This is a genomic window from Parasphingorhabdus sp. (assembly GCF_036963805.1).
Taxonomy (GTDB): Bacteria; Pseudomonadota; Alphaproteobacteria; order Sphingomonadales; family Sphingomonadaceae; genus Parasphingorhabdus.
In genome coordinates this window covers 1-683 of sequence record NZ_JBALUN010000048.1, presented here as the reverse complement: position 1 = coordinate 683, position 683 = coordinate 1, and the positions used below count along the sequence as shown (strand labels likewise).

Here is a 683-nt window from a genome sequence, read left to right as displayed (position 1 = left end):
GGATCGTGACGCCAATGTCGCCCAACGCGACCACGACGCGGTCATGGCCGGTCTCGCGCATCTGCCGTTGAGCGATCTGCAAGTACTTGCAGGACCCGCCAATCGAGGACGCCGAGGCGAACAGGTTTCCCGCAGGAATTCGAATCATTGCCAGAGCTTACCCTGCTGCGCAGGCCCCAGATTAGTATGAAGGCCGCAAGGAGCCTGGCCAACGGCCATGGCGGGACACGCCGTCGAGCGGCTGGCGGCGCGACGCGCCCGTAGGGGCGGACCCGCAGGAGCCGCGGAACGCGGCGGGACCGAGCACGCCCGCCGGCCGCTCTCCGCTTCCGGGGCGTTGCGGGGTGTCCCCGCAGAAGGGGTCGGCCGAGACTTCAGGCTCGGCCGCAGGGGAAGGCCTTCCCCAACTCGCCCTACGGCCTGAAGACCAGCAGCCCCAGCCCAAGCAGGACGACAACAGCCAAAACAGTCGCGCCATAGATCCACACAGGCCGCGAGCGCCGCAGGCGCGCGCCCCGGCTGAGACGAGTAGTCGACTGGATCATTCTGCCATTAGACGACATACGGCCCCAGGCGCCAAGGCGCCCCTCCCCTCGCGGCCAACCGCCTGCACGCTGCGCTTTGCATGGATTTTTAATGACATTCCTTGCAAACTGACTGCGGAGGCCTAAGTTATCGCCATG

Annotated in this window: 1 protein-coding gene; it reads right to left on the bottom strand. The window is 66.5% G+C overall.

What is annotated here, in order from left to right:
• Positions 1-413: 413 nt before the first annotated feature.
• The coding region (locus V7676_RS18725; RefSeq protein WP_335661071.1) for a hypothetical protein at positions 414-683 on the bottom strand (270 nt) is incomplete at its 5' end.